We start from the raw sequence: 4,236 nt of genomic DNA on the forward strand, positions 1-4,236 counted from the left end.
CCCTCAAGACCCGGAATGTTCACCTGAGACAGCACACCCAACGGGATCAGCAGCAACAACGGCGAAGCCAAACCAACCAACGAAGCAATACACTTCGGATCAGACGACCCAACATTCACATCACCCTTGCCGTTGCCACCGTTGGCACCTGCGTCGGCGTCAACGTTGACCTGGACGTCGACCTCCATGGGCTTCTTGCCCTGGACGCCGCCAGCCAGCGGAATGAAGATGACCTTGTTGTTGCCGTTCGGGTTCTTCGGGGTCAGGACGACGTTGCCGTCCTTATCCGTCTCCTGATCGACCAGCTCGGCACCCTCGAGGACAGCGATGGAGCCGTCCTCCTTCTCGAACTTGATGGTGACCTTGCCGGTCTTCTCATCGCGATCGATCTTGACGCCGAGGTCCTTGTTCTCGCCCAGGATGGCGCCGTTTTCAACCTTGGAGCCGGACGGGACGATCAGGGAGGTGATCTTGCGGACGACGTTGCCGTCCTTGTCGTACTCCTCGGTGACGACGGTCTTGCCCTCGGTGCCGGACTTCGGGGTCACGGAGAAGGTGCCGTCGTTGTTCGACTTCGCATCCACGAACTCGGTGCCCGAGACGACCTTGAAGGTGTTGCCCTTGGCCATCGGCTTGTCGGTCTTGGTGGAGCCCATGACGATGTAGTCGCGGACCTCGCGGCTGCCGGTGGACTTACCCTCGACGATCTTGAGGTTGTAGGTGTTGATGACGTTGCCGTCAGCGTCCCACTCCTCGATCGTGGCAGTCTTGCCCGCAGCGCTTGCCTTCGGCTTGGCGATCCACTGGTTGCCGTCGTTGGTCGGGTTCTCGAAGTAGTCCTCGCCGTCGATGACGACGAACTTGTTGGACTTCTCAACCAGGGTTGCGCGGAACTCCGAGTTGGTGGAGATCTGGTAGTTGTAGACGCGCGCGCCCTCAGCCTCACCGATGTTGAGCTTGTAGGTGGCGTAAACGCCACGCTTGTCGCTCACGGTGATGGTGACGACACCGGTCTTACCAGCGCGGCCGGAGACAACGAACTGGCCGTTCTCTTCCTTCACGCGGACGAGGTCGTTGCCGTCGACATCGTTGCCCTCAGCGTCCTTGGCGGAGACGATCTTGTAGGTGTCGCCCTCGTCCTTGCTGATACGCGCCGTACCGGTCCAGGTCATGTTCTTCTCGGTGACCTCGCCCTTGTTGGCGCCGCGGCCCGGAGTGATGTGCAGCGTATAGCGCTCGAAGACGTAGCCGTCTTCGGTCTTGTTCTCGATAACGACGTCGCCATCAGCGTCACCCTTCGGGGTGATCTTGATCTTGGACTCGCCGTCAGTCGGAACGGACTCGAGCAGGTCCTCACCCTCGACGACGCTGAGCTTGGTGCCCTGCAGGTCGATTTCGTTCTCAGAGGTGATGGTGTACTCAGCCTCACGCGGCTGGTACGGCTTCACGGTGTAGGTGTACTCAACGAGCGGGATAGCGTTTTCATCGACCTGGTCCTCGCCGTAATCGAGGAACTCGGTGACTTTAAACTTGCCGTCTGCGCCCGGCTTGAAGTGGAGCTCCAGATCCTCTTCCAGCTTCTTGCCGTCGTAGTCCTCCGGGTTCTGAAGGAGGTCGCTCAGCGAGCTGCCGTCAAGCGCTTCGACCTTGAACCAGTGGCCGCTATCCTGCGCACCAAGGTGGAAGTTCGCAGTTGCGCGGTCAACGATCTCTCGCTCGCGAGTTGCGGGCTCCGTCGGAACCTCGAACGACTGCGGCTTGATGTTAATCGTGACAACGCCCACGAGCTGGCCGTTCGCGTCCTTGACGTGCACAACAGCCTTGCCACCCTTGGTACGCAGATCATCGTTGTCCTGCTTCGGGGTGACGGTCCAGGTCTTGTCGGTCTCGGTGAGATCGACGAGATCCTCGCCTTCAACGACCTTGGCCTCGTAACCGTCCTTGCGCTGAACGTCGACGTTGCCGTCGAAGTTGATGTCGTGCTCGATGACCTTCGGGCCACCGTTCGGATCCGGGACAACCTTGAAGTCGAAGTTGTACTCAATGCCCTCTTCGTCGGTGAAGACAACGTGCGCCTCGCCCTCGGTGACGCCGTCCTTCGGGACAATCTTCCAGACCTTGTCGCCGTTGACCTCGGCCTCTTCGACGGTGATGACGTCCTTGCCCTCGGTGATCTCTGCCTTGCCGCCGCGGTGCTCAACGAAGCCCACGGAGGTGTTCAGGATCTCGCGGGAGACGTTGTACTGCGACTCCTTGTTCTCGATCGTGATCACGTTCTCGCGGGTATTGCCCTGCTTGTCGGTGATCTCGACGATGACCTCGCCCTTGGTCACACCGTCCTTCGGGGTGACCTTGAGGTGGCCCTGACCGTCGTCCTTCACGACGGCGATGTCGCCGCCCTTGACGGTCTTGTGCGTCTCGCCCTCGTCGATGTTGATGAGCTTGAAGCGATCGCCGTTGCCACCGGTGTTGATGTTGTAGAAGAAGTTGTTCACCTTGACGTGGGTGGACTCATCTACGTTGACGGTGTTGTTGATGGTCAGGCGGTAGACGTGCTCGTTGCCGTCGGAGTCGGTCACGACGATGGTGACCTTGCCCTCGCCCTTGAAGCCCGGGCGCGGGGTGACAACGAGCTTGCCGTCCTCGTTCCGCTCGACGATGACGTACTCGGAGCCCTCGGTGACCTCGAAGGTCCAGGAATCCTTGATGCGCTTGTCCAGGTCGATGACCTTGGACTGCTCTTCCTTGGTGAAGCCAGCGAACTGGTAGTACTCGTAGACCTCGCGGACCTTCTCGTACACCTTCTCGGTGTAGTAGTGGTCGTTCTGGCTGATGGTCTTGGTAACGGTGGTCGGCTTGCCGGTGACGGTGGTGACGACCTCGCCGGTACGGCCCGGAACCGTGGTCTTCACGGTGGAGACCGGGGTGACCACGGAGGTCTTGGTGACCGGCTGTGCCGGGACCGTCTTGGTGACGGTCTCCTCGGTGATGGTCTGGGTCTCGGTGGCGACCGTGGACGGGATCGTCTCGGTGACGATCTCCGGCTCCGGCGTCTTTTTCACGGTCTTGGTGACCGGGGTGCCGTTCTCGGTGGTCTTGACAACCTCGGTCTCGACCGGCTTGGTGTTGGTCACGGTGGTGACGCGCTCCGGGCGAGTGGTGGTCACCGTGGAGGTGATCGGCTCGCGGCTGCGGCGCTCGGTGGTCACGGTTGCCGGAGCGGTCTCGGTCACCGTGGTGGTGTACGGGTTGCCGCCCGGGACGGTCGTGGTGGCCTCGTGATCCGGCTCGTTCACCGTGGTGGTGACGGTCGAGCGCGGGGTCGTGGTTTCCTCGACCTCGGTCTCGAAGTTGTAGTCCGGCTTGTCCGGGTAGATGTCAAGACCCGGCTGGTGAATCGTGATGATTCGCTGGAAGGTCTTGGACGCCTTCGGGTCCAGGTTCAGGTTGTAGTTCTTGGGAACCAGCACCGTGACGAACTCGCCCGGCTTGACAGTCTGCTTGATCTGCGCCAGCTTTTTCTCGTCCGGGTTGAGGACGTAGTTGGCCTCGTGGTTGGGGTTTCCAGCCGGAAGGTTCTGGTGCACGATGCTGAAACCGGTAAGGCTGTAGAACAGCGTGGAATCCTGCTGCTGGATGTTGCCGCGAACGTTGTTGAGCACGCCGAGGTTGTTGGCCAGGAGTGCCTGCAGGAAGGTGTTCTTCTTCTCCAGCATGGGCAGCACCGAGGTATCGCCGTTCATGTACTTGTCGTAGTCCGCGAGCATGGACTTGGTCAGGTTAATCGCGGCGATACGGACGTTCTCGTCGATGGCCATGCCATCTCCGACGCGGCCGGAGGTACCGGTGAGCTTACGTACGTCGTAGCCGCCGACCTCGTTGTTCCACGGGTTGTTAATACCCCAGTCGATGCACCAGCCCGGACCATACTCAGTAGGCAGGGTCTGGGTGCTGTTGTCGTACCCAGTGTGGATCTGGGCGAGCTTCTTCTGCTCGGCGATCAGCTCCTGCAGCTGCGCCTCGTCCATCTTCTGGTATGCGTCAACGACCAGCTGGTCTGCAGACGCGTTGGTAGCAATGACGGCAGTGGTACCGGTGGCGAGGACACCGGAGATAAGCGCGGCCATGACGCGCTTCTTAAGATGTGCGTTTTGCAACGGCTCAATCCTTAAAAACTTGACGGAGATATTCGAAGCAGCCTGGAGATCTCCTGAACACGGATCTTCACACTGACAG

Annotated in this window: 1 pseudogene; it reads right to left on the reverse strand. The window is 60.4% G+C overall.

Features of this window, described 5'->3' with window-relative positions:
- Positions 1 to 4,157: pseudogene (locus FPH17_RS11985) on the reverse strand (hypothetical protein); the annotation flags it as partial.
- Between the last annotated feature and the right edge of the window lie 79 nt (positions 4,158 to 4,236).

Origin of the sequence: Corynebacterium gottingense (genome assembly GCF_007559235.1) — a bacterium.
In the GTDB taxonomy this organism is placed as follows: Bacteria; Actinomycetota; Actinomycetes; order Mycobacteriales; family Mycobacteriaceae; genus Corynebacterium; species Corynebacterium gottingense.